Origin of the sequence: Leptothoe sp. LEGE 181152, assembly GCF_032906605.1 — a bacterium.
Taxonomy (GTDB): Bacteria; Cyanobacteriota; Cyanobacteriia; order Phormidesmidales; family Phormidesmidaceae; genus Leptothoe; species Leptothoe turfae.
In genome coordinates this window covers 285,142-311,242 of record NZ_JASATU010000062.1, presented here as the reverse complement: position 1 = coordinate 311,242, position 26,101 = coordinate 285,142, and the positions used below count along the sequence as shown (strand labels likewise).

Sequence of the window (26,101 nt, the reverse complement as noted above, 5' to 3'; positions counted from 1 at the left end):
TACCCCGCGATCATCGACGATCTCTTGAGGAATTAATTTCCCACAGTCCATTAGATCTATACCGCAACGAGTGTAATGCCCCTCCCCGTAGTCCCGACCATAGCCGACATTTTAGACCGAGCCCTAGACGGTGAGAATATTTCGCCAGACGACGGCATCACCTTACTGAGCCAGACCACAGCCGCAGCCGTGGAAACCATCCGAGCGACTGCTGATCAACTACGTCAACAGCAAGCGGGAGACACCGTCACCTATGTGGTCAATCGCAATATAAATTACACCAACATTTGCGAACAGCACTGTAGCTTTTGTGCATTTCGTCGCGATGCAGGGCAGGCGGGGGCTTACTGGCTCAGCTGGGAAAATATTCTAGAAAAAGCAACCGCTGCCGTAGAGACAGGCGCAACGGAAATCTGCATGCAGGGAGGCCTGCACCCAACGGCAAAAATTAACGGTCGCTCTTTGGACTATTACCAACAGCTCGTCACCACCATCAAGACAACGTTTCCTCACCTCCACATCCATGCTTTCTCACCCCAGGAGGTGCAGTTTATTGCCCGCGAAGACAATTTAGACTTTGCAACGGTCATAGGTGAACTGGCCCAAGCCGGTGTCGGCTCACTCCCAGGGACCGCCGCTGAAGTGCTTGATGATCGGGTGCGACGGGTGCTCTGTCCTGAAAAAATTGACACTGCCACCTGGATCGAGATTGTCACCCAGGCCCACGAGCTAGGCATGCCCACCACCAGCACAATGCTGTCAGGCCATATTGAAACCATTGAGCAGCAAATTGGCCACTTTGAAAAACTACGTCAGCTGCAACAGCGCTCTTTAGCAAAGGGTGACACAGGCATCACTGAGTTTATATTGTTGCCCTTTGTGGGACAGGATGCGCCAGCTCCCTTGCGGAAACGAGTCGGTCGAGATCAGCCAGTGATCTCAGATGCACTATTACTAACGGCAGTGGCGCGTATTTATTTGGGTCGTTGGATCAAAAACCATCAGCCTAGTTGGGTAAAACTTGGTCTGGATGGTGCTACTGAAGCCTTACGCTGGGGCTGCAACGACATTGGTGGCACCCTGATGGAAGAGCACATTACCTCCATGGCCGGAGCGCAAGGGGGTACTTGTCAGTCAGTGGACGATTTGACGGGTGCGATCGCAACCCTTAATCGTCCCAGCCAACAGCGGGATACCTTATATAACTGGATAACGATCAATTATTAACAGACGCATCTAATCGTTAATGTTTACTCAAATCTATTTCCATACCAATAGCAGATTTGTAGAGTAGTGCAGGACCATTAATCCGCTCGAATTCCAAGCCCTAGCATCCGTTAGCTGCATGCTTAAAATAGTCAGCATCTTACCTCCTGCCAAGCAGCATAAGCTCCGCAAACATCTCAACAAGCATCGATCCCTATTAGAACTGGATACGTCTAGCTATGGTATAGGACGACAGCGTTATTGGCTTGAACATCAGCCGATTTTAGGCAGCTGTGGTCGGTCTTATCAACCCGCCGTGCAGCACACCCAGTTTTGGGGCTTCTGCCGCACCATCTATCAACGGGCTAGCCAAGTTGCCCTACCCGATCAGGACGCACTTACCCCCGATGTGGGACTCGTTGCCTATGGCGGTGTGGGCATTCGTGAGCATCGCGACGATCCCTATGCCGCCTGTCCAGCTGTCAGTATTAACCTGTCAACTGTTCCAACTCAGTGGGGATATACCCCGAACTATACTGGCTACGATAAACTCCACCAAAAGCGGGCCACGGAAACAATCCATCGCTTACCACCGGGGTCAATTATCGTGTTCAACAGTCAAAATCCCCATCGGGTGATTAGCCCTGACCTCGAACGCTGGTCCATTAATCTGTGGCGGATCGCCCCCTCCTGTCGCCCTTACTTTCAGAGCTACTTAGACGCTTATCCCCTGGCTGTCAATAATGCGGTAAGCTTTTTCCCACAGGTGGGAGAAAAAAGCTATGGCCAAAATCGAGCTCAAGGATGTGCAAATTGGGGATCTGAACTGGGTATATCGCGAGCTAGTGCCCGACACCCCCAACGATAAGCCACCTGTTTTAATGCTCCATGGTCTGGTATCCCAAAGTTACAGCTGGCGCGATGTTCAGCCAGCACTGGCTGAACAAGGGTTTCGTAGCATTGCCCCTGATTGGATTGGCCACGGCTCCTCTTCAAAACCTGATAAACGTCAATTTGCTTATGACCAGGCCACCTATCTCAAAGCCCTTAGCGACTATATCGATACTTTGGAGCTGAGCCGTTTTTCCCTAGTAGTGCAGGGGTTTTTAGGGGTTACTGGTTTACTCTACGCTGCGCAGAACCCTGACAAAATCGAAAGATTAATTATTCTCAATACACCTCTCCCACCCAAAGCAGAGCTACCTTTCTCTGTAAAAATGATGGGCTGGCCTTTTGTAGGTGACATGGTGACCCAAGACCCGCTCTTGGTGGATCGCACCCTGGAAGGTGGTGGTCCTTACCAGGTCTCGGATGACGATCTAGATGTTTACCGCCGTCCATTTCTAAAAAGCTCTGATGTGGGCCGTTCATTGATGTGGACAATCCGCGCGATGAAAATGCCTCAAATTACTGAGCAAATTTCCCAAGGGTTTGCCAACTGGTCACGTCCTACCTTAGTGGCTTGGGGCATATCGGACCCCTGGCTATCAGCAGAAAGCGCCAAAGCATTCGCCAAAGGAGTTGAAGATGGCGAGTATATCGAAATGACAGAAGTAGGCCATTATGCCCAAGAAGATTGGGCTGATAAGGTGAGCGAGGCGGTGGTGCCATTTTTACGAAAGCAGGAATTGTAGAAAAACCGCATCAACTCAAAATTCAAAACCTAAAACTCAAAACTCTTCTTTGTTGGGCAATTGCTTTTTTAGCTCTGCCAACAATATTGCCTGCTCTTCCTGAAGGTTGTTTAATCGCTGCAAAATTGTTGCAACGTGTTGTTCTTGGGCTGATTCTCCAGCTGTGGTCTTGGTAATGAGCCAACGCCCCAAGGAGAAGGGAGAGCGTCCTAGCCACTTAAGTAGACGGCGCAGCAGTTGACCAGCAAGGGAAAGGCCGACTTGGAGCAGAATAATTAGAGAGATCGCGATCGCAACCACCCAATAGGGGTGATGCAGTCCCCACAGAACTGCCGTTTCAGTCGGCGTTAACAGTGCTTCTGCAACTGTCCCTTCTAACAATAGACTGGCTCCGCTATTCACTATTGACTCTCCTACTTGCTACCAGCAGGCATTTGGACATTCCCTGTTGTCTTAATCATTCCGCCGTCTATGGCGTCTCCATCCTTTACGCCCCTTCAACTCCCGCTTAACTGCAATATCCCACTTATCCACCAGGGTCATCATGGCAGGCATATCACGGGATACTTTATCTTGCCAACCCAGATCAGCCACCACCGAATTAAATGTGCGGCGTTTGGTCATGCGATAGGCAATTTCCTCCACCTCTTCCCAAGTCAGATTACTCTCAATGTATGCCTTCGTAATCACATTCAACAAGTTGGTAAATCGATTCCCCTCCGCTTCAGTCATCATCGTATGGGGGATATCTAACACCCGATCAAAGCTGTTGTACCAGCAATAGGGTTGATGCTCTAGTGCTGCTTCAAAGAAACGATGGTGATCGTAGTTGTTCACAGCGCGATCGCTTTCACTAGAGATCATAAAGATCGGGGCAATGGGAGACTTTTTGACCCGCTTAAAGTTATATTTTGCAATTCGTAACACTGCTCGCAGGGCAGAAATTTCAAACCCTGGATAGCTGGGACCCATTAATTTTTCCCATTCAAAATAGGTATCAATATGCCTAACAAATAAGTCAATCACCTTGCTGCTGGCACTAAAGTAAGGTGCAAATAACAGTGCCCGATAGATATCAGCAGCTTTTTCCATGGCCAGCCACGTCGCCAGGGTCGCACCACCAGACAAACCACCAATAATCACCTTCGAGCCCATTCTCTGGGCAATTTTAAGCCACTGCAACCCAAACTTAAGATAGATGCGGGGGTCTTCTGCTAGCGGCGGGGGATTACCCGGCCCCCATTGACCTGCCAAACCATGCATCGGTAACAAGGGCACTAGCACATTACACCCTGCTTTGTGTAAGGTTTCTGCCATGGGAATAAACTGATAGGGACCAGCCGTAAATCCATGGAAAAACAGACACACTTTTTCAGTGGGTTCGCTATGAAATAAAAAATACGACCGACAGAGATTATCAATTAGCGATAGCTCTGATTCACGAGCTGATATTTTGCTCTTCAGAACATTTTTAAGCGTTAGGTAGTCTGCCATAGCAACCTGATATCTGGGCATAGACGAATACTACCGCTCAGACTCAGCATATTCCTAAAGATTGCGGGACTGCTTAATTATCAGCTCGCCTTAACGCACAGATAACACGACTACTCTTGAGAGGCAGGTTGTTCGGTTGATTGCTCTTCAGATTGCGTGTCAGCGGCATTGCTTGTCAACAGCAACACCGCTCCGCGACCGTCTACGATGCACGAACCACGTTCATCAGGCAATTCTACAATGGACCAAGGAATCAAAAAGGTTCCGTCTTCCATGGCCTTTGAAGGAGCAAGTTTTGGCGTCTTCTCAGCGGTAGCCACGGTTTCATAACAGCGATGGGCAATCGCTTCAACATCGTCAGGAATGACTGGCTTCTTAGGACCACAGGCACTTACTCCAGTCAGCAGCACTAACCATAAATAACGCAGCTTACCCATAGGCTTAGCCCCCAGATAGGGTTGATGTCGTACCGCACGGCACCCATTAGATATCCTCGACAGAATCATTCCTTAACTTGGTAACGCCCTTACAATCAATAGGAGCTGAAGGGAATCAAAGTAAACTGACAAATCTTGGCGGCGTGGAGAGTCAGGAACCAGGAATCAGAAGTCAGCGAAGGGCTGGATTTTGACTCCTGAATTCTGACATCCGGCTTAACCAGAATTTTTCGGTTTAAATGAGTCCTTACTGATAGCAGCTTACAGAACTTTTAGACCCAGTCCCCATGCAATTATTTCGCGTATTACTTCCCCTGTTAGTTGCCGTTTGCTTAGTGTTCACCAGTGCCCCTGCGGTGGCTGCACCTATAGCTGTTTTACCTGGCTTGCAGGGTGTATTTACGGGCACACCGCCGACTAACATTGGCATTCATGATCAGCAACTGGTTGCCTGCCCTACGTCGCCTAACTGTGTTAGCAGTAGTGCCAGCGATGATGAGCACTATATTGCACCGATTGAGTATACGGCTGACAAAGACGCTGTTCGCACTCAGCTGGTGGCCATTATTAACAATCAGCCCCGCACTGAGATTATCGAACAGACTGATGACTATATTTTGGTGGAGTTTACCAGCCGTCTGATGGGGTTTGTGGATGATGCTGAGTTTTACTTTCTGCAAGATGGTAATAGCATTGCGATGCGCTCTGCGGCACGGTTAGGAGAGTCAGATCTAGGTGTGAACCGTCGACGTTTGGAGCAGTTTCGTTTAGCGCTGCAGAGTTTAGGGGCTTAGTATCAGAGCTATTGCTGTCAGGAAAGCTGGCCTTCTGAGTAAAGCCCTGACAGCAATTATTTATCCCTGAAAATTCCCCCTCATCACTATCAAAACACCGTGACCTCACCCATCTACCAAATTCGACCCATGACTCGCGGTGAGCTCGACCTCGCCGTTGACTGGGCTGCGGCAGAAGGCTGGAATCCAGGCCTGCACGATGCCGATTGCTTTTATAATGCCGACCCCACAGGGTTTCTGATGGGATTTCTAGATGGAGCACCCATCGCTTCAATTTCAGCCGTTAAATACGGTGAATCCTTTGGGTTTATTGGCTTTTATATTGTGAAGCCAGAATTTCGGGGGCAAGGGTATGGGCTAGCCATTTGGCATAGTGCACTTGCATATTTAAAGGGACGAAATGTCGGTCTAGACGGCGTAGTTGCTCAGCAAGATAACTACGTTAAATCTGGGTTTAGCCTGGCGTATCGGAATATTCGCTACGCAGGTGTGGGTAATGGTCAAGCGGATGATTCGGGCTGTGTGCCGCTGGCAAATCTGTCGGTAGAAACCGTGATTGAATATGATGGACGATTTTTTCCTGAGGTGCGATCGCACTTTACCCCATGCTGGATCGCGCAACCCAACAGCCATGCCGTTGCCATGGTGCAAGGACAAACCCTAAAAGGCTATGGCGTTCTGCGCCTCTGTCACAGCGGATACAAAATTGGCCCCTTATTTGCCGACACAGCAAACGTTGCCGATGGCATTTTTCAGGCCCTAATAGCCAAAGTGCCAGCAGGGGACTCATTTTACTTAGATGTGCCGGAAGTCAATGGTGCAGCAGTCGCACTAGCCAAGCGATACAACATGCACTACGTATTTGAAACCACACGGATGTATACCCAGACAACTCCAGAATTGCCGCTTAGCGGAATTTTTGGGGTGACTACATTTGAGTTGGGGTAGTGCTACGGCCCTGGAACGCTACAATATTAGAAATATTAAGTGTTCGTTACATTGGGATGGGAGTTGGTTATGGGGCGCAAGCAGGCCATCGTCATTGGAGCTGGAATTGGTGGACTTACCATGGGTATCCGCCTCCAAAGCTTAGGATTTGATACCACTATTGTGGAAATGCTGGATGCCCCTGGTGGTCGCGCTTACGTGCGTAAAGCAGATGGTTTCACCTTTGATATGGGTCCCACAGTCATCACAGTGCCCCACTTTATTGAAGAATTGTTCTCTCTGGAGCGTGATCAAGCAGCCCTAACCCAGGACGACTTCCCGGCAGAAATTGTCGATGAAAGCAAGCGTATCAAGTCCGGCATTTCCGGTGGCCCCAACACCAGTCACTACGTCAAGATTGTTCCTGTACTCCCCTTCTACCGCATCTACTTTGATGATGGCACATTCTTTGACTACGACAGTGACCCTGAGAACACTCGCCGACAAATTTTAGAGCTGGGTGAACCCGGCGACTTTGAAGGGTACCAACGTTTCCACGCTGCAGCTAAAGCTGTTTTTGACCGGGGTTTTTTGGAATTGGGCTATACCCATTTTGGCAGCGTCGGCTCCATGCTCCGGGTAGTGCCTGAACTACTGAAACTAGACGCTGTACGGACTCTATTTAGCTTTACTAGCAAGTACTTTAAGAGTGACAAACTGCGCCAGGTCTTCAGCTTTGAACCGCTGCTGGTGGGCGGCAATCCCCTTTCAGTACCTGGCATCTACGCCATGATCCACTTTGTTGAAAGCACCTGGGGCATTCACTTTGCCATGGGGGGTACCGGTGCTTTGGTCAGTGGCTTTGTCAACAAGTTTGAGGATCTGGGTGGCAAGATTGTTTACAACACCAAGGTCAACAAAATTAATGTCAAAAAAGAGAACGGCAAGAAAGTAGTCAAAGGCATTACCTTAGCTGATGGCACCGTCATGACAGCTGATGCTGTTGTTTCCAATGCCGATTGGGCCACCACCTATGGCAAGATGATTGAGCCCAAGTATCGCTTCTGGAATAGCGACCTACGGGTAAAAGTGACTCAACAGTCCATGTCGGCATTTGTACTGTACCTGGGCTTTAAGGCCGATGGCAATGAGAACACCAAACTGCGACACCACAGCATTATCTTAGGCCCTCGCTACGAAGAACTGTTAAAAGATATCTTTGGTCGCAAGGTTATGCCCAAAGACTATTCTCAATACGTTCACTTACCGACGTTGACAGATCCGTCTCTAGCCCCCGAAGGACACCATGCAGCCTACATTCTTGTACCTGTTCCTAATAATGCCTCTGGCATCAACTGGGATGAGATGGGTGAAAAACTAAAAGACAATGTGTTGACGTTCATGGATGAACGAGGATATTTGCCCAACATCAAGGAGCGCCTAGTCCATTGCAGTTACATCACACCTGACTACTTTGAGACTACGCTACAGGCCCACATTGGTAATGCCTTTGGCCCTGAACCCACATTGATACAGTCGGCATTCTTTAGACCCCATAACCGCAGTGAGGACATTGCTAACCTATATATGGTCGGTGCAGGCACACAGCCTGGTGCAGGTACACCCAGTGTGATGATGTCTGCAAAGATGACAGCCCGCTTAGTAGCAGAGGACTTTGCCATTGCCCCTGAGATTGTAGGGGGTATTGCTGAAGGGAAAGAGGCTTCTCTCGTTTAGGCGGTTGTTCACACAAACGAACGGCTTGTTTTTCCCCGATATGACAACTTTTGATCATCAGTGTTAACGGTTTAACCGATCACAACTTATCAGCTGAGGCCAGTTTGCTGTAATAGCGGCTGGCCTTTAATTTTAAGCATGATTATGTCTGTCATTTAGGATATGCGATCGCAAAGGTAAAGAAAAACTAAGAGTCTTTACCTACTTTTCAAAAACCAAGCCACTATCTTGGGTAAGCGAACATAATTAACGCTTTGATGGTGATTGGTCCATTAATCATCATTCAAGTCCGACAAGTGATAGGTATGAGGAGTTTATGTGTTGAGGTGACTTAGGCAAGCCTAGGCCATCTTGTTGATCGTTATACCAAGGAGTTCCCATGACACTTTTTCCCGCAATTATAGTGTTCGCTACAGTTTTTCTGCTCTTTTCCAAAGACGTCCTTGGCAAAAAAGAAGAGCCCAGGAAAAAGCTAAAAACTAATGCGTCTGAGACTAGTATGTCTGATGTATTGCTCAGATATAAGCTACTGAATGAACTGGGAGAAAAGCCCTAGCGACATCAACTTGTCCACAACTGCAATGTCAACTGGGCACCAAAATAGTGATGAGAGCCAGTTTATCTTCATAGAAACTGGCTCTCATTCTTGTTTTTTAAGTGCCATTAAACTTTAACCATCACAACGGCATCGTCCTATTAAGGCCTTTATCAGTTGCTTTTCAAGCATAGTCTTGAACAGACTCAACGATACAAACGACTGCCAACTACCAGCATTGCCCTGACTGTTTGTACTACACCTGACATAAAGGCCCCCTATGGGTCATGTATGAGATTTATCCGAAATCCATACTTAAGGGATTGTTGTTTAAGCGACAGCAGTCAAGGTGTCTGTCTATGTCTACACAACTCATCCCACAAAGCCCGATTTTACTCCGAGCCTATTGCGATGAAGATTGGTCAGTTGTATGTGACATCCATGATCGCGCTCGGCCCCATGAGCTAAAAGGTTCTTGCGATGCCAATAGCTTTTTGCCCCTGGCAGAGGACCCAGAAGATATCGACAATTTTCATCGCTCAGAAAAATTTGTTGCCTGCATTCAAGGCCAAGTCGTTGGTTTTGTCGGCATTGACGAAAATTTAGTTTCCTGGCTATATGTAGACCCAGATTACTTTGGCATTGGCATTGGCAGAGAACTTCTACAGCTAGGGTTAGAGCTCGCTGGCTCCCAAGCCTGGACAGTCGTTTTGAGTGGCAATACCCGTGCCCGTAGGCTCTACGCCAGCGAAGGCTTTCAGGTAGTCCACACATTTGAAGGTAGCAATGCAGGCTATCCATGCACCTGCCTGGAGCTATCCTTCAAGCCTAATCACATAAAATTACCCCAAGAACAAACGCAGTTTTATGCAGCCTAACTAGGTCAAGCTAAGCAAATAGTCAAATCATCATGAACACAGTCACAATTGTGTTGTTTGCGATCGCAGGCATCACCCTATGTTCTAACGTGTGGGCATATTGGCTCAACTCCAGATATCACACGTCTGACTATATGGGTGCATCAATTAATTTCCATGCCGGAAATTTTATGGTGGGCTTATTTATCGGTATAGGGATTGCCCTGCACATCAGCTGGCCATGGTGGTTAGGCATTATCGGCCTATTAGCCTGCTGGACTGGCAGCACTCCGCTTATGTGGCTTATCCATTTAGCCCTGGCTCCATTTCGTCGACCTCATCCCAGAACAACAGAGCTAAGACAAAGACAAATACATCGTTAACCTGCTTAACAAGACCTCGTATCTTGACCGTTGCTGATCCAGGAAATAACTTGACCTGACAGAATCTTCCTACATTGGCATTGATCAGATTAACGCTACCCGAGGATCAGCAACACTATATTTTTTGACCCATAAGACTATGCTTAGATCCACCATGAATATTCGAATTGCCCAGCGGCAAGATATTGAAACGCTGTTTGAAATCAGAACCAGCGTTATTGAAAATCATCAATCCCGTGAAGACATCGCTGAACTAGGTATTACTCCAGCATCGATCGCAGAAATGCTTGAAACCGACTGCTGCGCCTGGATTGCTGAACTAGATGGTGAGGATATTGGTTTCTCCATTGCCAATCAAACAGAAAAAAATATTTTTGGCATGTTTGTACGCCCCAGCTTTGAAGGTCGGGGTGCCGGTCGTCAGCTGATGCAAGCTGCTGAAGATTGGTTATGGTCCAGCAACATTAATGAGATTTCGCTAGTCACTGGAAATAATCCCAACTTGAGGGCTTATGGCTTTTATCTTCACCTGGGTTGGACACCCATCGCAGTCGAACAAGATGGAGACTTTGCAGGCGAGATGAAATTTATCAAACGTCGTTAAGAGTAAGGGTTACGTATACCGAATGATACTGTTGTTTCAAATTTATAAGCATGCACTAATGCAACGACTATTTTAAGTACAAAGAGGTATTAAGCATTATTTCAAATCGACTTTTTCTGTTTAGCTCAAAAAAGTGTTGGGCAATACTTAAAGCATCAGAATCATTATTCTAGATAGGTTCTCTACCACCAGAATGTTAGAAAAACTCTTCACTGGGACCGCTGTAGGATTTATTGCACTGTTAGCACTGGTCAAATCAACCTATGCATCTCCTAGCGAGCCAGTGACTGTCGATGTCTACGGCTCATCCTACAGTGTTGAGTTAGATCATGAGGCTACAGACCAGGTACTTAGAAACCAACCATGGTGGGGCAACAAAGCCCTCGCCAGCGAACTATGTGAAGCTTTAGTGTATGAAGGCGAAGACATTGCCAGTGTCGGATTTAACACAATGGAAATCAGTGGTGAAGATTACATTGAAGCTTATCTGGTCATGCCCCTCACCACATGTAGTGGACCAGTTTTAATTTCCCAAGCCGATATTGGACAAATGACTGGCGGCACATTTTTTGTTGTCTCAGGTAATGTTTGCTTCACAAGCAATTCAGAAACTCTCAGTGCTCAAGTGCGTAAGAATCATCCCCTGAGTCAGAACCTATACATAACGCCTCAAAATGTAAGCGTGTTAAATTGTGGCTATTTCAATAACTCAATCTTGTATTACTAGAGTTATCGGCGGCCCATTTGGAAGCTATAGATTTAAGCAGTGCACAAAATAGGCATCAACGGGTTACCGTTGACGCTTGTGTTTTATCTCCCATAGTAAACTGCTGAATGTATTCAGCAGTTTACTGCACACATAGTCGCTGATATTCAGAGCTCTCAGCTATAACTGTTGTTGTGAACGATGTGCGCCAAGCTACAGTTATGATGCCTAACGACAGCATCATAAAGATCAGCAAGGCCGTACCGATTGCATATTGGTCAAATGCAAACAAACCTAAGCGTGAGAGTGCTCGTCAAATGAGTCAGAAGGCTGCTTGAAAGGTAATGAACCACTAATCGTCCAGCACAAAACCGGACAAAATACGATGCAATAGACTGTCAGTACGGTAATTAGCTCGGTAGCGGTTAAAGCGTTAGATGTCATGAGAATCGCCTCCTAAAAATACACATTGCAGAGGCGCGTTCCTTCAGGAAAATATCCCTACTTCCGTCCTTCAATATTCAAAGCTTTTTGAATCAAAGGATGAACGGTCTTTACATCTATATTCTATGTTACACATACCCTAAATGGTCAAGGAGTACAGCCAAAATGTCTACAATTCATAACAGAATCAACCTGAATTTATCTAGCCACTAGAATCATTTTTTTTAGTATGAAAATCAGGTTACAAATCAAAACGATTGAGGTAAAGATTCTTGAATAGAGCTATTAGGGAATTGGAAGCTAATGACATTGACCAAATTATCCAATACTTTCTGAAAGCAGAGTCTAAGTTCCTTAAAGGCATGGGAGTTGAACCTACCAAGTTACCCAGTGCTGATGAATGGAAAGCCCTTCTGAACAAAGACCTTAACCGCCCAATATCTGAAAGACACTTTTACTATATTCTCTGGGAATTGGATAACCATGCCATCGGTCATTCCAACATTAATAAGATTACATTTGGTCAAGAAGCCTACATGCATTTACATCTCTGGGAACCTCAAACGCGCCAGAGAAATCATGGAACTTATTTTATTGGGCAAAGCATTAGCAAATACTTTCAGACATTTGAACTTAAACGATTAGTTTGTGAGCCTTATGCTATGAATCCAGCCCCTAATAGAACCTTGGCTAAAGTGGGGTTTGAGCTCGTTAAAACCTATGAAACAACTCCAGGCTGGATTAACTTTCAGCAAACTGTTAACCGATGGATATTAAGTGAAGAAAAATGGTCACAGTCTGCGGCCATGTGAGACCTCACACATCTCACTGAGTATCTGGATTTAAGGGCACAATATATTGATTATTGGCTCGAACATAACAGGTATAAGCAACAGCAAAGTCATCCACCACCCTACGCTGCACATCCCTTAAGTCTGCGTTCACTTTGAGCCAAGGTTGACCGTTGACCAGGCTAATGGCATCATCGCCCTCAAAGACAGAGTCAACAACCGCACCATAGGCCAGTACAACGATGACATCTCCGTTGTCGCTGCGACAGTTAAGGCCCAGGTTATCCGTCTCTACAACAACCCATTGCCAGTGGGGATACATGCCTCGGTTGCCCTGCACACGCGCTGAGAAAAAATCTCCGTTAGTATCAAACCGGGGTACATCACTCATCTGAGCCTGTGCCGCAGTAGCTATGGAAACTATTCCGAGAAATGATGCTAGGAATCCACGAGTAATCATCAAACTATCCCTAATGTTAGCTAGGTCAGAATAGCACTTGCAAAAAACATCCCAATGACAAACCATGGGCCTACATAAGTAGGCCCATGGTTGCAGGCTATCTCCTATTGAGCATGACTTGCCTGGTTATGCAGCCATATCAAATAACAGAATCTCAGTATCATCTGTTTGACCTGCTATGGAGACTGCTTCAGAGGCCGAAATTGCGGCTCCATCACCGGCACTAAGGAGATTCTTATTCAAGTTAATCTGCCCGCGCACCACCTGAACCCAGGCAAGACGATTGTCTTGCAGCGTATAGTCAACTTGCTCGTTGAGCCCTAGTTGAGCTGCATAAAGATTCATATCCTGATGGATGGTGATGGATCCATCGCGACCGTCTTGGGAACCAACCAAGCGTAATCTGCCCTGTTTTTCTTCAGGGCTAAAGTACGTTTGTTCATAGCCAGGCTCAATGCCTTGCTTGTCAGGCAACACCCAAATTTGGAGAAAGTGTACAGGACTCTCTTTAGAAGCATTGTACTCACTGTGGCTAATGCCACTACCTGCAGACATGCGCTGCACATCACCAGGGCGGATGATGGAGCCATTGCCGATACTATCTTTATGCTCTAAAGCACCGTCCACAACATAGGAAATAATCTCCATATCGCGATGGCTATGGGTAGGAAACCCGCGCCCTGGAGCCACTTTGTCTTCATTGATAACCCGCAGAGTACCAAACCCCATATGGGCTGGGTCATAATAGCTGCCAAAAGAGAAGGTATGACGGCTATCGAGCCAACCAAAATTAGCGCTACCTCGTTCTGATGCAGGGCGAACAGTCATCATAGGTCTACCTCCCGTGTGGTGTATTGGGTGGAACTAATCCAATTATGAATTGCGTCTTTAAAAAAGACAATAATCAATTCAATTGACGCATTGTCCTTTTTTAGGCAACAATGAACCTACTTGAGATTCACGAAAAAAGCTATTCAAGATTGATTGAAAGGATAGGTCAGCATGGATAAGTTTGCGGCCATTCATGCCTTTGTACAGGTCGTGGAAGCTAAGGGCTTTGCCGCCGCGGCGCGGGACATGGGGATGTCGCGATCAGCAGTCAATAAATTAGTGATTAGCCTAGAAACAGAATTAGGGGCACAACTTTTGCAACGCAGTACCCGCAAGGTCACGCCAACGGCGACGGGTACCGCCTTTTACGAACGCTGTTTGGGTATTCTGGCAAACCTAGAGGAAGCTGAACTGGCAGTTTCCCAAACCCAAGTTGAACCGGTCGGACCGCTGCGAATCAATGCTCCAATGACCTTTGGCACCATGCATTTAGGCCCCATTCTGGCAGATTTTATGGCGCAATATCCTGGAGTCCAAGTACAGCTAACGTTGGAAGATCGGTTTATAGATCCATTAGCAGAGGGATTCGACCTCACGGTACGCATTGCCCAACCCCAAACATCCCTGCAGTTGGTGGTGCATGAATTGGCTCAACTCAATTGTTTACTCTGCGCTGCCCCTGAATATTTATGGCATCAAGGAATTCCTCGATCAGCACAGGATTTGGGTAACCATAATTGTTTGGCCTATGGTGAATTGTCAGGTCGCCATGAGTGGGTATTATCAAATGGTAATAAAGAAAATAGAGTCACTGTCACTGGGTCAATGTGCTCAAATAATGGTGAAGTGCTCAGGGACGCATCCATTCGCGGATTGGGGATTGTTTTATTGCCTCAGTTCATTGTTAAGCAAAGTTTAGCTTGCTGGGACCTGCAAGAAGTGGTGTTGGATTATCAACCTCAGGCATTATCGCTATGTGTGATTTACCCGATCAATCGACACTTATCCCCTAAAGTACAGCTGCTAACAGCATTTTTGCAGAAACGATTTGAACGATTGTTTACGCCATAGCTGAGCTAGCTTGTATGGGTCGTGTTACCTATCAACTAGCCCTTCGCTAATCGTTCACAAACAAACGATTCCATCTCTTCATAGAGAAACTGTAGCTTGAGACCTGACTCGATATCAGCAGCTTGATCACTGAGTTCCATAAGCTCACCCACCCGATTGGCAATGATTTCGCTGGAATTGTAGAGAGTGTCAGGGGTTATGCCACCTCGACGTCCGGCTTCTAAAAAAGTGGCTTCCAGGTCTTCTCGCAAGTAAGCCGGGTCGATAATCCCGTTAGGAAAGCTCACCGCCAGATAAGCGCGGCACTCTAGCTCCATGCGATCAACGCTGTTATTCAACATCACGGAGTAGCCATCCTGATCCACAGTACCTGCTACTTCAGGGGTATTTTCAGCAGGAATTACCTGGGCTATCGCCGGCGTTCCATAGAACGCTACGGAGCCAAGGACAAAAAGCAGAAACGATTTCATAGGGAAGCAGGGGTAGAGCATGCTGACATGTGGGCCTAACCAGATACTATATCTTTACACTGATGTAACCACGGGTTTTGCCCAGTTTTTAGAGTGTTTTTTAGCTTGTCTTAACGTATTACGCTGTTTATGCAAATCACTCAGCCCCAAAGTCCAGACACCCCTATTCACCCAATTTTTGACCGCCCCTGGTATCGCCGATTTGAAGCGTGGCTTGGCAACTCATCTCCCCTCGGCAATGCGTCTATTTTTCCACCGGAAACGTTCCCTTGGGCAACAACACTTGAGAACAACTGGACTGTCATTCGCCAAGAGCTGGATCAGGTGTTAGCTGATGTGGATGCTCTGCCCAGTTTTCAGGATATTATGCCGCGCCAGAATCGGATTAGCCCAGATAATAAATGGAAAACCTATTATTTTTGTGCGTTTGGCTTTGTTGCTACTAAAAACTGTGAAAAATGCCCTCAAACCTGGGAGCTGCTCCAGGATATTCCTGGCTTAAAGGTGGCTTTCTTTTCTATTTTGGCCCCTGGGAAACACATCCCTGAACATCGCGGCAAACACAAAGGCCTAATTCGCTATCACCTGGGTCTCCGGGTGCCAGAACCGAAGGAAGCCTGTCGCATTCGGGTGGACACCACCATTACCCATTGGGAAGAGGGCAAAAGCTTGATCTTTGATGACACCTACTACCACCAGGTTTGGAACGACACCAATGGCTATCGTGTGGTGTTGTTTTTAGATATTGAGCGCCCCTTTAATTTTCCTCTGTCTTGGGTAAATGCGGCTATATCCAAACTTTTAGCGCTATCACCTCAGGTGAAACAGGCTAAGGAAAATTACGAAAGCTTTAGCCGGTAGAAACGGTGTATAGAGGCGTCTGTAGAGGCGTTCCCTGGAACGCCTCTACAGACCTACCACCATCTGACTGCCAGCATGGGTAGCTCTGGCAAATCGTCTTCCGTTGGCCACTCGACTGGCTTGTAAGTTCCAAAAATATGGTCCCACCAGTCAACGCCCAGGCCAAAGTTGTGGTTCCACATGCCGTACTTGTGGTGTATGTAGTGGACGGGCATCTTCATCCAGAAGCACTTGCGAGGGTTTTCATGCTGTAGCTGGTGGGCATAGGCAGAAAAGGCGGCATACACTAGCGCGCCGCTGGCCCAGCCTAAACCCACCAGCAGGGAAAAGATAAAGGGAATGGCCATTGCGATCGCACTTCCCACGACATAATCTCGAAACTCCCACACCACACCCTGGCCTTCATTGCGGCGATGGTGATCGCGATGGCGCTGGCCAATTTGAGGGGAGGAATGCATTAGCCGATGCAGCCAATACTCAACAAAACTGGCAAACACAAAGGCCGCTACAAAGCTAATGACAAAAACTAGAGGCTGAGGCATTGATAACTCCATTAAGGACAAACACAGAGGCACGCCAATAAATCTACTGCTTCATCTTATTATTGTGAAGGATTTTTACGCAGACAAGACGGATTGTGAAGTTGCCCATGCCCCATGCCCCCATGCATTTATCCTTAACTGTGTTTGCGATGGCCGCCCAGTGGCAGCAACGAGCCTTTACCCGTCAGCTGCCCCAGGCCCAAGCCATCCAAGCTCGCTTTCTACAAAAATTACTGAAAGAACAGCAAGACACGGTCCTGGGAAAAGCATTAAAACTAGACCGCATCAGTAACCTTGAGGAATTTCGCCAGCGGGTGCCCTGTTGGCGCTATGACGGATATTCCCCTTATTTTGAACGGGCGGCAGCCGGCGAAACTAACGTGGTGTCGCCGTTTCCGGTGCAGGATTTTAACATGAGCAGCGGCTCCACCGGCAGCCGCAAGCTCATCCCCATCACTAAACGAGTCCAGCAAACTCGCTCCTATGCCAATCAGGTTGCCATGGGTTATGCCTTTGAGCAAGCTCAAGCCCAGGGTAGAGGCTTGGGGCAGCTATTGCTAACCACATTGATTACGCCCTTAGGGCAAACTGAGGGTGGCATTACCTATGGCCACGTCAGCGGCAATCAGATAAGAAGCACCCATCCTTGGGTCTTCAAACAGCTATTTCCCCAGCCCTACGACGCCATGCGGGTGAGCGACACAGCTGCCCGTAACTATGTCTGTCTGCTATTTGGACTCCGTCAGGAAAACCTCACGTCCATAGCTGCCAACTTTCCGCTCATTATGCTGCAGTTTTGCAGCTACTTAGAACGTTTTGGGCCAGCCTTGATCGATGATATTGGCCGCGGTGATATTTCCCAAGACATTCTTCTAGAGCCTGAACTGCGTCAGACTCTACAAAAACACCTATCGCCTCAGCCGCAACGGGCCAAACAGCTACAAACCTTACTCAAGCAACATGGGTGTTTATTACCCCGCTATGTCTGGCCAAATTTATCTTTTTTGGTCACCGCCCGTGGCGGCCCCTCAGATTTTTACTTCGAGCGTTTTGACAAATATTTTGGCAAAACACCGATTTTTGGGGGCACCTATGCCGCCTCAGAAGCCACATTTGGTAGCTATTGTCGACTTGATGCAGATGGGGCTATTTTAGCTATCAAAACAAACTTCTTTGAATTTGTTCCTCCCGATCAATGGGAAAAGAGCAATCCCCAAACGTTACTGCCTCACCAGCTAGAAGTGGGTGAATATTATCGCGTGCTCGTCACCAACTACTCAGGTTTTTGTCGTTATGACATTGGCGATGTCCTACAGGTGGTGGATATGTACCAAGGTGTGCCAGTAATCGTCTTTCGTTATCGCCAGGGGGGAGTCCTCTCAGCGATTTCAGAAAAAACCACTGAATATCATGTTACCCAGGCAATGGCAGCTTTGCAGGGCAATCTCCCCATCGAAGATTTTTGCGTCACTCTCTCAAAATCTCTCATTGATCCCTATTACGTTCTCAATATGGAATTGGCAGAAGCGACAAAACTCGCTGAGCCACAACAGTTTTTGCGGACATTTGACCGCCATATGCAACGGGCCAATGAGTCTTATGCATTGAAGCGTAAGAAGAATGATATTACCTCCCCTCAGCTCAATCTTTTAGCCGCCGGTAGCTTTAAACAACTACGACAGCAGCGTTTAAAGTCAGGGGTTTCTGATGATGCCCAGGTAAAACTATCGCACATTAGTAGCGATCGCACATTGCTGGATGGCATAACAATCATTCAGCAGATTCGTTAACCCAGAGGCCCTACCTTAGATTGGGAGCAACCTCAAAACGGCGTATATTGCACTGAGAAATAAATCCCACTGTCCTGCAGGCCTTCATCGTCCGTATCCAAATCAACTAAGGGAATGCCCCAGTCTATGCGGGCTGACACGTTGTTGCTCTGTTGCCAGAGTAGGCCAAAACCAATACCTGCTAGCGTATCGGGTCCCGGTGAACTCCCGTCATCATTCCAAACGGTGCCCACATCGACAAAGGGTGTCACTTGCAACAGGCCATCCAGCTCTGGCACCCTGGCGATGGGCCAGCGCAGCTCTGCCGATAACAGCGCCCCGTTATCCCGTCGCAAAGCATCTTGCCGATAGCCCCGTACGCTTTGAGCACCGCCTAAACTGAACTCTTCCTGGGAGAGCAAATCGTCAGTGGTAACCTGAATGTCACCCCGTAGAAAAAAGAGCTGATCTGGTTTGCCCAACAGTTTCACCCATTGTCCCTGGCCTCGCCAGGAAAAGAAACGGCTGTCAGGTGCATCAGTATTGATGTTGGCACCGAGTAAATCAACACCGACATTGAACTGCGATCGCAATGCCAGTACATGACGCTGACTCCGCTGGGTCCATTCTTGAAAAAACCGCACAGTGCTAATGCGAGTGCGGCCATTCTCATCGGCCCCCGGAGACAGGGGAAATGGCCCAATATCATCAAGGCCTAAACGGGTCTGGCTGGTTTGGTGGGAGAGTGTGAGGCCCAAAGCCGCCGACTGGGTGGGGGTTTCAATCAAAGGGCGACGATAGCCCAACTCATAATAGGCACTGTCAGAGGAAATATCGAGCACTGAGAAGGCAGAATTGATCACCTGGCTATCGGCATACCCAGCGGCCAGTCGCACCGTATCATCATTGGGGCTAACTGGCAGAGTATAGCTAAAGTCCACACCATCACTGCCATCAGTGTGCTTATAGCCCAGAGTAATGCGATCGCCAATACCCAATAAGTTGCCTTCGTCTACACCGACACTTACCTGAGTCCCCCCAATATTGGGCGACCGGCTGTTGGCCAAGCCCGTATTCACCGCAAATGAATCAGCCTCAACAATATCGATAACCAGCAAACTAGTGCCCTGGCTCACACCTGCCTGCAAATCAGCAGAAACTGTCTCAATTAATGGATCTAGCTGTAACCGCTGCAAACCCGCTAAAAGGTTATCAACGTTAAGCGGTGGCTGGGCCACCAAACCCACACGGCTCCTCACATAGTCGGGCTGTAACCGCTGGGTGCCCCGAACAATAATTTCTTCTAACTCACCCTCAATCACTTGAACAATGACCGTATCATCGACCAGGGTTTGGGGTGGAATAAACGCCCCTGACGTTAAATATCCTGCCTCTAAATATCGATCAGTAATGGCCGAACGCAGTTGTAACAGTTCATTAAAACTAACCTGGCGACCACGGTACTGGTCCAGCAGATCCGCAAAATCGTCTGCATCAAAAATCGTACTGCCAACAACTTCAATATCTGCCACATAGAAAGCAGCATCACCCTCACCTAAATCATCCTGCGGCGATAATGTATCTCCACCAGGCGATAGCAACTCATCGGGCGAAGGTAACGAAGGTGGCAAGGGTTCATCTGGCAACGGTATGTCGGGGGGGATATCAGGAGGGAGCGGTATGTCGGGGGGGGTATCAGGAGGGAGCGGCGATACCTGGGCTATGAGAGCGCCTTCAGGCCTTTGGCCAATAGCCGAATACAAGAGTAAACAGCCACATTGCCCTAACCCCAACAATACTTTAGCTAAGAATTTGTCTCTCAATGCCATAATCCGATTGATATGCCATCCGGCAAAGTTAGAAACTATAAGCTGCCTCCGGGTGTCCCGTTGGTGGCATAATTTTCAACGTTTCAGCAGTATGAGCGTTTGATAACGGGGTCTAGAATAACAGAGAAGCGATGTCAACGAACCTATTCCAATGGCATCAATATCGCCTACCAACAACGTTAATCTGCTTTCATTAGCTAAATTATTCCAGATTGGAGCGGCAACATCAGGGTAAAACACGTTCCCTGTCCTAAAGTAGATGTCACATCAATAGAGCCACCGTGCTTATCAACTACAATCTGCCACACGATAGCTAAGCCCAAACCTGTCCCCCGACCAACCTCTTTGGTTGTAAATAAATGATCAAAAATGCGTGGTTTGATCGCTTCATCCATACCTGCGCCATTATCTTCAATTTTTATCACAATATTATTACTATTTACTGCCAAGCCAGTGCTGACAGTTATCAGATTTACTCGGGATTGACCCATGTCACAACTGGATGATTGATTAACATCATCCAACGTATCAATGGCATTGGCTAACAGATTCATAAACACCTGATTGAGTTGCCCCGCAAAACACTCAATTTCCGGAATATTCTGGTAATGTCTCTTAACTTCGATTTCTGGCCTAGTTTCATTGGCCTTGAGGCGATGCCTCAGAATTAGCAATGTGCTATCAAGACCTTCATGGACATTAAACAATACCTTATGTTCTTTGTCTGCCCGTGAAAAAGTTCGAAGACTATCGCTAATATTATGAATACGCTCCATGCCAGTGAACCATGAAGACAAAATCTTTTCTAAGTCCTGGCGTAAAAAGTCCCATTCAATTGTTTCAATCTGCTCTTGAATGGCCTGCCCTGGCTCTGGGAATGTCTTTTGGTACGCTTCAACTAAAGCTAACAGATCTTGAATATACTCTTGGAGAGGCCCTAAATTACCTTGCAAAAAACTAATGGGGTTATTGAGCTCATGGGCTATACCTGCCACCAAATTCCCCAATGCCGACATTTTTTCGCTTTGGACTAGCTGTAACTGAGCCTGCTGCAATTTGTTTAGGGAATCTGACAATTCAGCCGTACGTTGCTCAACCCTATGTTCAAGTTCTTGAGCTAATTGTTGCAGCCGAGATTCTGCCACAGTTTTTTCAGTAATCTCCTGGGTTAACAATTTATTTTTTTCTTCTAACTCTTGAGCCAGAAATTTCAAATGCAAATGAAGTTTGACGCGAGCGATGACTTCTTTTTGCTGAAAAGGTTTAGTGATATAATCTACAGCCCCCATCTCTAACCCGCGCACTTTATAGTCAGAATTCGAGAGGGCGGTCATAAAAATAATGGGTATTGCTTTCGTTTTAGCGTTAGTCTTTAGCCGCTGACAGGTCTCAAAACCATCAATACCTGGCATCATCACATCCAGTAAAATGAGACTAGGCTGAGCATATTGAGCCTGTTCAATGGCAGATACTCCATCAGTAGCAACCAGCATCGTCCAATCATTACCTTTTAGCGCATCGGACAGCATTTTTAAGTTTGTGGGTTTATCGTCCACAAGCAAGATCCGCACTGGTTTATCACAGGAGACACTCATAAAAATCTTCTCGATGACACGTGAACTTGCAATAGTTGTTTGATTTCTGAAATTTGAAAATTTTCAGCCAACTTTTGTAGGGTGTTAATTAACTGTTGTGATTGAGCGTCTGTCACCACTAGGGTCTTTAGCTTTTGTTCAATATCTTGAACATTCCCCATCATCGCCCAGTCATAGAGCTCATCTAAAACAGCATCGGGAATTAAAACAGGTATATGGACACCTATGTCAGCAGGCTGACGTGTGTCAAGGGTAAGATTATTACAATCACTCTCATCATATATCCACTGTAGGTTGAGTAGTGTTTTTAGTGTTTCTGTTAAAGCATCTAAATCAATGGGTTTGGGTAAGAAAACATTAGCTCCAGCAGCTAAACTTCGTTGGCGGTCAGCTTCAAAAACACTAGCGCTGATGACAATAGTAGGTATGGTATTGAGCTCTTGTGTCTGGCGTAACTGCTGAAGAAATTCAATGCCATCTAAATTTGGCATGATCAAGTCAGTGATAATCAGATCAGGGGGTTGCTGTTTGACAAACTCTAAGCCTGAGAGACCATTATCAACACTATGGGCTTGGAATCCCATGTAATCAAGAAAATCTAACAACAGGTTAGAGTCTTCTGCACTGTCATCAACCACTAAAATACTGGGGACTTTCCCTTTAACACCAACAATGGTGTGATTTAAAGCTATAGGGTTATTACCATCGCCATAGTCCAATACAGGAATTTCCAAGTCCATCCAAAATAGACTGCCTTCTCCTGGAGTACTACGCACCTGAAGTTGGCTACCCATTAAATTGACAATTTGTTGACTAATCGCCAACCCTAAACCTGTGCCTTCTGACTTACGCTGGCTATTATCAACCTGTTCAAAGGGTCTAAAAATCTGTTCCAATTGATCCGCAATGATGCCAATTCCCGTATCTTCAACCGATATGCGTAACCGACAACTGTGAGGTAGCTCTGGTGAATGACCAGAATGGAGATTATCCAATTGTTCTACTCTGAAAGTAACGCTGCCTTGATCGGTGAATTTGATCGCATTGCCCATCAAATTGATTAAGACTTGGCGAAATCGTTTTTCATCAATCCGCACGATCTGAGGCAGGGGGTAATCAAAGTCAACGTTAAAAGCCAGCTGCTTGGCACTGGCCCGAATTTGACACATCTCAGCCACACCAGATAAAAGTGGTTCTAGATACACATCTTTGGGAAACAGTTCAAGCTTACGTGCCTCAATTTTTGCAAGGTCCAAAATATCGTTAATCAAAGTAAGCAAATGATTGCCACATTGATGAATAACTGAAATTTTATTGTGTTCTTCGTTCGTTAACGTCCGTGAGTTTTGCAAAATTTGGGCATATCCCAAAATGCCATTAAGGGGAGTACGCAACTCATGGCTCATGTTGGCTAGAAACTCACTTTTTGCTTGATTAGCACTATCAGCAGCCTGTTTAGCTTGAGCCAGTTCTTGGGTGCGCTCCTTTACTCTTGTTTCCAGGGTGAGCGAATAATCCAAAAGCTGTTGGTTAGAAAATTCTAATTGTTGATTTGTGAGCTGTAACCGATGCTTTTTAAAGCGACTAGTCGTTGCGATCGCGCTACCCACCAAAGCAGCCATCGGTGATACCACAGGGGCTACCCATCCCAGCAGAAAGCTGACATAACTTCCCCCCAGCAACAACATAGTACCCATTGCCGTGACAATGCTTGGCATTAAAAACCAGCGCTGCTGACGATTTTCTTGATGATTATAGGTTTCCAAAAACCAGTTGCCCACGGTTCCAAATAAGGACCATAGGATAATCCAGGCCCATTGATACTCCCATGTCCATCCCTTCAATAAAGGTCGCTGTCCCAGGGCAATGTTTAATAGATAACTGGTAATGTTGGCATGGACAAGCACACCAGCCATACGCTGATCCGTAGGCATGAAGCTATTACTGTAGGGAGTACCAAAAAAGTCCTTAGTACTGGCTGCCACTGAACCGATATAGACAATGCGATCGCGCATCAAATTCTCAGGAATCTTACCAGCCAGCACATCCATAATTGAAATTTGCTGATATCGCTGACTGGGACCATGCCAACCCATCAAAATTTGATAGCCCCCGAGTTCACTATGGGTATAGCCTGCCGTCCGTCGCACCATTGGCAAAAAATCAGCCTGCCCTAACCGAAAGTGCTGGCGCTCAGCATTTATAGCTTCAAGAAAAATATTATCCTTTTCTAAATAATTAAGGGCGACTTGAGTACCCAACCCAGTTTTAATAACAGACGTTCGTTTATCTTCAGCAACGATTAAAATACGTCGAATTGTTTGATCCTTGTCTACCACAAAATCGGCAACAGCCACCTGGCCAGAGTCTGCCAAGATCGGTGGAGGGGCTACCTGCGTACCAAACACCTTTTCAACACCGATGAGTTGAGGCGTTGTCTTAAAAACATCCAATAATTGTTGGTGCCCTGGTTCTTCTGGTAAATCTCGATAAAGATCTAACCCAATCACTCGAGGCTGTTGAGCTCGAATATTGTTCAACACCTGGGCCAAGGCTTCATCAGTAATCGGCCAGTGCCCCAACGCCTGGATATCTGGCTCATCTATTGTGACCACCACTACCCGCTCGTCAGTAGGCCCTAACCAACGACGACGATAGAACTCATCGCGTATAGTCCATTCCAGCAAATTTAATAGACCAAACCCATTAGCAAACATCACAATAGCTGCCACGCTGGGTGCCACAAGCCAAATGGGCTTAGCTTGTTGAATAAATTGTCTCAGGGCAATTAAAAACACGTACTGATTAATCTATCTGTCAAAATTACACTCCATGCAGACGTTATGAAGTATTCAAGATTTGCTGTCTAAATCAGTCAATGATGATCGACACACACCCTTCACCAGCAAAGTTTAGACTTCATTTTTAACAGATAATATACGCTGCGGGTTAATTAAAGAAAAGAATGCTCTAACAGTACATCTAAACCAACCGATCCAAGGAATTCAGTCCAATTAGTAGCCGTATCAGCCTGGGTTTGAGAGTTGATTTGTAGTGCAGCCAGTTGCTCAGCAGCATCGTACCAAATACCAGCCTGGGCTAATGCCTTAGCTTTAGCTAAACCATCTTGCGTAGGACAATCTGCCTGAGCCAGCACCAAGGCCATATCAACTCGCTTAATCCAAGCTGTCACGTAGGGACTACCTGGATTAATATAGTTGCCCGTTTGCAACGTTACATACCATTGATAATATTCACCAATGGATAATTCTGGAGCCCCCTCTGGCAGAGTAATCCTTAAAATGCCATCAGCCTCATTCAGAGGAACAACCTGACGATAAATGACGGATTGCGTCTCATCTTTAAGACTAAAAATTGCAGTATGAGCCTCAGTTTCAGGCAAATAAGCCATGATTGTAGGTCGCGCTGAAACAGTGAGGCCATAAAGACTTGATGGGGTTACCGCCAACATAGCAGTCCCATTGTTGTTATGGGCGAATTCATCTACTGTGCCACCATTTGGCAAGAATAGTAGTGCAATATCTTCAGCATCCCCTACTCTAGACGCGCCACTCGCAGCTTGGTCAGGGGCAGAGTTTTCTGGCGGTGGAATAAAGCCAATGCGCGTCGCACCGCCATCTGCACTTGCAGGCGCTGAATTATCTTGAGGCGGAATAAACCGAATACGACTACCGCGGGAAGCTCCCCCATCAGCTTGAGGGGGGGCGGTGTTATCACTTGGAGGAATAAAGGTCACGGCTAAGCCAGGCGCTAGGGTGACTAGCCAGACACCTAGAACCGTCCCAGCAAATCTGACCAAACGTATCGAAACGCCACACTTCATAGTCATCAGCCTCACTCAACCCCCAGTAAGATTTCTGAAGTAATGATCCATAGGAACACAATCTTGCAGATGCCCCTTCTGAAAGCACCAAAAGCATGACTGACCTTCGGCACACCGCATCAAAATTGAAGGCTCAAGGTTCCTTTCAAAAAATATGCATTATATGCAAGCACCAAGACGTCAACTAGAGATAGAGTAATTCTTTAATAAACAGATTTCTAATGGGAATTGTAACTATTTAGCAACAATATCGCTGTCATCCATGACAGGTCTTTGTCAA

General features: G+C 46.8%; 26 protein-coding genes and 1 riboswitch. Of the genes, 14 read left to right on the top strand and 12 right to left on the bottom strand.

Going from position 1 to position 26,101, the window contains the following annotated elements:
• Positions 1–75: 75 nt before the first annotated feature.
• From cofH to QGP82_RS28865, 3 genes are all read left to right on the top strand, one after another.
• Positions 76–1,227 carry a 7,8-didemethyl-8-hydroxy-5-deazariboflavin synthase subunit CofH gene (cofH, locus tag QGP82_RS28875; RefSeq protein WP_163667383.1) on the top strand — a complete coding sequence of 384 codons (1,152 nt, stop codon included), beginning with the start codon at positions 76–78 and terminating at the stop codon, positions 1,225–1,227.
• A 118-nt stretch (positions 1,228–1,345) separates the two neighbouring features.
• Entirely contained in the window at positions 1,346–2,074 is a 729-nt protein-coding gene (locus QGP82_RS28870) for a hypothetical protein (protein WP_499061744.1), read from the top strand.
• Entirely contained in the window at positions 1,989–2,840 is an 852-nt protein-coding gene (locus QGP82_RS28865; protein WP_163667378.1) for an alpha/beta fold hydrolase, read from the top strand. Before QGP82_RS28870 ends, QGP82_RS28865 begins: the two co-directional genes overlap by 86 nt.
• Before the next feature lie 36 nt (positions 2,841–2,876).
• On the opposite strand, the gene QGP82_RS28860 is transcribed toward QGP82_RS28865, so the two are convergent.
• The 3 genes from QGP82_RS28860 to QGP82_RS28850 form a co-directional block, all read right to left on the bottom strand.
• On the bottom strand, positions 2,877–3,242 hold the full coding sequence (locus QGP82_RS28860; protein ID WP_499061743.1) for a hypothetical protein: 366 nt from the start codon (positions 3,240–3,242) through the stop codon (positions 2,877–2,879).
• A 51-nt stretch (positions 3,243–3,293) separates the two neighbouring features.
• Complete coding sequence (locus QGP82_RS28855) at positions 3,294–4,334, bottom strand: alpha/beta hydrolase (protein ID WP_499061742.1); 1,041 nt, start codon at positions 4,332–4,334, stop codon at positions 3,294–3,296.
• Between the two features lie 110 nt (positions 4,335–4,444).
• Entirely contained in the window at positions 4,445–4,771 is a 327-nt protein-coding gene (locus QGP82_RS28850; RefSeq protein ID WP_163667370.1) for a hypothetical protein, read from the bottom strand.
• A 287-nt stretch (positions 4,772–5,058) separates the two neighbouring features.
• Between QGP82_RS28850 and QGP82_RS28845 the strand changes: the two genes are divergently transcribed.
• The 7 genes from QGP82_RS28845 to QGP82_RS28815 all read left to right on the top strand — a co-directional run bounded on the left by QGP82_RS28845 (position 5,059) and on the right by QGP82_RS28815 (position 11,335).
• Positions 5,059–5,565 carry a DUF1499 domain-containing protein gene (locus QGP82_RS28845; protein WP_499061741.1) on the top strand — a complete coding sequence of 169 codons (507 nt, stop codon included), beginning with the start codon at positions 5,059–5,061 and terminating at the stop codon, positions 5,563–5,565.
• Between the two features lie 99 nt (positions 5,566–5,664).
• Positions 5,665–6,513 (top strand): GNAT family N-acetyltransferase, encoded by an 849-nt coding sequence (locus QGP82_RS28840; protein ID WP_499061740.1) that lies wholly within the window; start codon positions 5,665–5,667, stop codon positions 6,511–6,513.
• A gap of 69 nt (positions 6,514–6,582) precedes the next feature.
• Entirely contained in the window at positions 6,583–8,229 is a 1,647-nt protein-coding gene (crtI, locus tag QGP82_RS28835) for a phytoene desaturase family protein (RefSeq protein ID WP_499061739.1), read from the top strand.
• An 894-nt stretch (positions 8,230–9,123) separates the two neighbouring features.
• Positions 9,124–9,642, top strand: a complete 519-nt coding sequence (locus QGP82_RS28830; protein WP_499061738.1) for a GNAT family N-acetyltransferase — start codon at positions 9,124–9,126, stop codon at positions 9,640–9,642.
• A 32-nt stretch (positions 9,643–9,674) separates the two neighbouring features.
• A complete protein-coding gene (locus QGP82_RS28825) occupies positions 9,675–10,004 on the top strand; it encodes a hypothetical protein (protein WP_163667354.1) in 330 nt (109 codons plus the stop codon).
• 154 nt (positions 10,005–10,158) lie between these two features.
• Positions 10,159–10,608: a GNAT family N-acetyltransferase gene (locus tag QGP82_RS28820; RefSeq protein ID WP_490795534.1), complete on the top strand. Its 450-nt coding sequence runs from the start codon at positions 10,159–10,161 to the stop codon at positions 10,606–10,608.
• Between the two features lie 193 nt (positions 10,609–10,801).
• Complete coding sequence (locus tag QGP82_RS28815; RefSeq protein WP_163667351.1) at positions 10,802–11,335, top strand: hypothetical protein; 534 nt, start codon at positions 10,802–10,804, stop codon at positions 11,333–11,335.
• 273 nt (positions 11,336–11,608) lie between these two features.
• Here QGP82_RS28815 and QGP82_RS28810 read toward each other — a convergent pair whose 3' ends face one another.
• The gene (locus tag QGP82_RS28810; RefSeq protein WP_006515402.1) at positions 11,609–11,758 is read right to left on the bottom strand and encodes a hypothetical protein; all 150 of its coding nucleotides are present in this window, start codon (positions 11,756–11,758) and stop codon (positions 11,609–11,611) included.
• Positions 11,759–11,790: 32 nt separating this feature from the next.
• Positions 11,791–11,866, bottom strand: a riboswitch (Glutamine riboswitch).
• 164 nt (positions 11,867–12,030) lie between these two features.
• Here QGP82_RS28810 and QGP82_RS28805 point away from each other — a divergent pair.
• Positions 12,031–12,570: a GNAT family N-acetyltransferase gene (locus tag QGP82_RS28805; protein ID WP_163667348.1), complete on the top strand. Its 540-nt coding sequence runs from the start codon at positions 12,031–12,033 to the stop codon at positions 12,568–12,570.
• Between the two features lie 13 nt (positions 12,571–12,583).
• On the opposite strand, the gene QGP82_RS28800 is transcribed toward QGP82_RS28805, so the two are convergent.
• A complete protein-coding gene (locus tag QGP82_RS28800; protein WP_163667345.1) occupies positions 12,584–13,009 on the bottom strand; it encodes a hypothetical protein in 426 nt (141 codons plus the stop codon).
• 126 nt (positions 13,010–13,135) lie between these two features.
• On the bottom strand, positions 13,136–13,840 hold the full coding sequence (locus QGP82_RS28795; protein WP_499061737.1) for a pirin family protein: 705 nt from the start codon (positions 13,838–13,840) through the stop codon (positions 13,136–13,138).
• A 171-nt stretch (positions 13,841–14,011) separates the two neighbouring features.
• Here QGP82_RS28795 and QGP82_RS28790 point away from each other — a divergent pair, with 171 nt between their 5' ends.
• The gene (locus QGP82_RS28790) at positions 14,012–14,911 is read left to right on the top strand and encodes a LysR family transcriptional regulator (RefSeq protein WP_499061736.1); all 900 of its coding nucleotides are present in this window, start codon (positions 14,012–14,014) and stop codon (positions 14,909–14,911) included.
• Between the two features lie 35 nt (positions 14,912–14,946).
• Here the strand turns inward: QGP82_RS28790 and QGP82_RS28785 are convergent, their stop codons facing one another.
• Positions 14,947–15,381, bottom strand: coding sequence for a hypothetical protein (locus QGP82_RS28785; protein WP_499061735.1), 435 nt, complete (start codon positions 15,379–15,381; stop codon positions 14,947–14,949).
• A 129-nt stretch (positions 15,382–15,510) separates the two neighbouring features.
• Between QGP82_RS28785 and QGP82_RS28780 the strand changes: the two genes are divergently transcribed.
• Positions 15,511–16,242: an aspartyl/asparaginyl beta-hydroxylase domain-containing protein gene (locus QGP82_RS28780; protein ID WP_499061734.1), complete on the top strand. Its 732-nt coding sequence runs from the start codon at positions 15,511–15,513 to the stop codon at positions 16,240–16,242.
• Positions 16,243–16,295: 53 nt separating this feature from the next.
• Here the strand turns inward: QGP82_RS28780 and QGP82_RS28775 are convergent, their stop codons facing one another.
• Entirely contained in the window at positions 16,296–16,784 is a 489-nt protein-coding gene (locus QGP82_RS28775; RefSeq protein WP_163667329.1) for a sterol desaturase family protein, read from the bottom strand.
• 122 nt (positions 16,785–16,906) lie between these two features.
• On the opposite strand from QGP82_RS28775, the gene QGP82_RS28770 reads away from it, so the two are divergent.
• Positions 16,907–18,574 (top strand): GH3 auxin-responsive promoter family protein, encoded by a 1,668-nt coding sequence (locus QGP82_RS28770; RefSeq protein ID WP_163667326.1) that lies wholly within the window; start codon positions 16,907–16,909, stop codon positions 18,572–18,574.
• Between the two features lie 32 nt (positions 18,575–18,606).
• On the opposite strand, the gene QGP82_RS28765 is transcribed toward QGP82_RS28770, so the two are convergent.
• The 4 genes from QGP82_RS28765 to QGP82_RS28750 all read right to left on the bottom strand — a co-directional run bounded on the left by QGP82_RS28765 (position 18,607) and on the right by QGP82_RS28750 (position 25,827).
• Positions 18,607–20,382, bottom strand: a complete 1,776-nt coding sequence (locus QGP82_RS28765) for a ShlB/FhaC/HecB family hemolysin secretion/activation protein (protein ID WP_499061733.1) — start codon at positions 20,380–20,382, stop codon at positions 18,607–18,609.
• A 197-nt stretch (positions 20,383–20,579) separates the two neighbouring features.
• Positions 20,580–21,977 carry a sensor histidine kinase gene (locus QGP82_RS28760; protein ID WP_499061732.1) on the bottom strand — a complete coding sequence of 466 codons (1,398 nt, stop codon included), beginning with the start codon at positions 21,975–21,977 and terminating at the stop codon, positions 20,580–20,582.
• Positions 21,974–24,709 carry a CHASE2 domain-containing protein gene (locus QGP82_RS28755; RefSeq protein WP_348918717.1) on the bottom strand — a complete coding sequence of 912 codons (2,736 nt, stop codon included), beginning with the start codon at positions 24,707–24,709 and terminating at the stop codon, positions 21,974–21,976. The genes QGP82_RS28760 and QGP82_RS28755 overlap by 4 nt, the downstream gene beginning before the upstream one ends.
• A 221-nt stretch (positions 24,710–24,930) precedes the next feature.
• Positions 24,931–25,827, bottom strand: a complete 897-nt coding sequence (locus tag QGP82_RS28750; protein WP_499061731.1) for a DUF928 domain-containing protein — start codon at positions 25,825–25,827, stop codon at positions 24,931–24,933.
• Between the last annotated feature and the right edge of the window lie 274 nt (positions 25,828–26,101).

What these genes read in the sequence shown, in the direction of transcription:
- cofH (WP_163667383.1), top strand. Translation starts at nt 76, where the DNA reads ATGCCCCTCCCCGTAGTCCCGACCATAGCCGACATTTTAGACCGAGCC.
- QGP82_RS28870 (WP_499061744.1), top strand. Translation starts at nt 1,346, where the DNA reads ATGCTTAAAATAGTCAGCATCTTACCTCCTGCCAAGCAGCATAAGCTC.
- QGP82_RS28865 (WP_163667378.1), top strand. Translation starts at nt 1,989, where the DNA reads ATGGCCAAAATCGAGCTCAAGGATGTGCAAATTGGGGATCTGAACTGG.
- QGP82_RS28855 (WP_499061742.1), bottom strand. Translation starts at nt 4,334, where the DNA reads ATGGCAGACTACCTAACGCTTAAAAATGTTCTGAAGAGCAAAATATCA.
- QGP82_RS28850 (WP_163667370.1), bottom strand. Translation starts at nt 4,771, where the DNA reads ATGGGTAAGCTGCGTTATTTATGGTTAGTGCTGCTGACTGGAGTAAGT.
- QGP82_RS28845 (WP_499061741.1), top strand. Translation starts at nt 5,059, where the DNA reads ATGCAATTATTTCGCGTATTACTTCCCCTGTTAGTTGCCGTTTGCTTA.
- crtI (WP_499061739.1), top strand. Translation starts at nt 6,583, where the DNA reads ATGGGGCGCAAGCAGGCCATCGTCATTGGAGCTGGAATTGGTGGACTT.
- QGP82_RS28830 (WP_499061738.1), top strand. Translation starts at nt 9,124, where the DNA reads ATGTCTACACAACTCATCCCACAAAGCCCGATTTTACTCCGAGCCTAT.
- QGP82_RS28825 (WP_163667354.1), top strand. Translation starts at nt 9,675, where the DNA reads ATGAACACAGTCACAATTGTGTTGTTTGCGATCGCAGGCATCACCCTA.
- QGP82_RS28820 (WP_490795534.1), top strand. Translation starts at nt 10,159, where the DNA reads ATGAATATTCGAATTGCCCAGCGGCAAGATATTGAAACGCTGTTTGAA.
- QGP82_RS28815 (WP_163667351.1), top strand. Translation starts at nt 10,802, where the DNA reads ATGTTAGAAAAACTCTTCACTGGGACCGCTGTAGGATTTATTGCACTG.
- QGP82_RS28810 (WP_006515402.1), bottom strand. Translation starts at nt 11,758, where the DNA reads ATGACATCTAACGCTTTAACCGCTACCGAGCTAATTACCGTACTGACA.
- QGP82_RS28800 (WP_163667345.1), bottom strand. Translation starts at nt 13,009, where the DNA reads ATGATTACTCGTGGATTCCTAGCATCATTTCTCGGAATAGTTTCCATA.
- QGP82_RS28795 (WP_499061737.1), bottom strand. Translation starts at nt 13,840, where the DNA reads ATGATGACTGTTCGCCCTGCATCAGAACGAGGTAGCGCTAATTTTGGT.
- QGP82_RS28790 (WP_499061736.1), top strand. Translation starts at nt 14,012, where the DNA reads ATGGATAAGTTTGCGGCCATTCATGCCTTTGTACAGGTCGTGGAAGCT.
- QGP82_RS28785 (WP_499061735.1), bottom strand. Translation starts at nt 15,381, where the DNA reads ATGAAATCGTTTCTGCTTTTTGTCCTTGGCTCCGTAGCGTTCTATGGA.
- QGP82_RS28780 (WP_499061734.1), top strand. Translation starts at nt 15,511, where the DNA reads ATGCAAATCACTCAGCCCCAAAGTCCAGACACCCCTATTCACCCAATT.
- QGP82_RS28775 (WP_163667329.1), bottom strand. Translation starts at nt 16,784, where the DNA reads ATGCCTCAGCCTCTAGTTTTTGTCATTAGCTTTGTAGCGGCCTTTGTG.
- QGP82_RS28770 (WP_163667326.1), top strand. Translation starts at nt 16,907, where the DNA reads ATGCATTTATCCTTAACTGTGTTTGCGATGGCCGCCCAGTGGCAGCAA.
- QGP82_RS28765 (WP_499061733.1), bottom strand. Translation starts at nt 20,382, where the DNA reads ATGGCATTGAGAGACAAATTCTTAGCTAAAGTATTGTTGGGGTTAGGG.
- QGP82_RS28760 (WP_499061732.1), bottom strand. Translation starts at nt 21,977, where the DNA reads ATGAGTGTCTCCTGTGATAAACCAGTGCGGATCTTGCTTGTGGACGAT.
- QGP82_RS28750 (WP_499061731.1), bottom strand. Translation starts at nt 25,827, where the DNA reads ATGACTATGAAGTGTGGCGTTTCGATACGTTTGGTCAGATTTGCTGGG.